This window comes from Limnospira sp. PMC 289.06 (assembly GCF_032350395.1).
Classification (GTDB): domain Bacteria; phylum Cyanobacteriota; class Cyanobacteriia; order Cyanobacteriales; family Microcoleaceae; genus Limnospira; species Limnospira platensis.
Map to the genome: position 1 here is coordinate 1 of NZ_JARPLC010000558.1, position 307 is coordinate 307.

Annotated in this window: 1 protein-coding gene; it reads left to right on the forward strand. The window is 49.5% G+C overall.

What is annotated here, in order from left to right; all coding sequences use genetic code 11:
• Nucleotides 1-193, forward strand: a 193-nt coding sequence (locus tag P5674_RS26260; protein WP_315643511.1) for a hypothetical protein, incomplete at its 5' end; no start/stop codon positions are given.
• Nucleotides 194-307 lie beyond the last annotated feature (114 nt).

Below are 307 nucleotides of genomic sequence, written 5' to 3' on the forward strand. Positions count from 1 at the left end.
CATAACTGTTTATATGTCCCGACGTTGGGAGGAATCCAAACAAGGCAGGGAACTCAAGGTCAAGACTGAACGCTGGTGTTATGTACAGCAGGAAGTTGAGAGTAAAGGCGATAGCCACCCCCAGTTTCAGGACTCACAACCCGTCAGATTGAAGCGGGGAACGGAAGGCGTGAGGGAAACCTGTTCCCAATAACCCGACCACTGCCAATCATCTATGATTAGGGAAACCGAATGTCCGGCTTGAACCATCGTCAATTTATAGTAGCGAAACAGGTTGAAACGCTGCGCTCAAAAGAGCAAGGGGAAG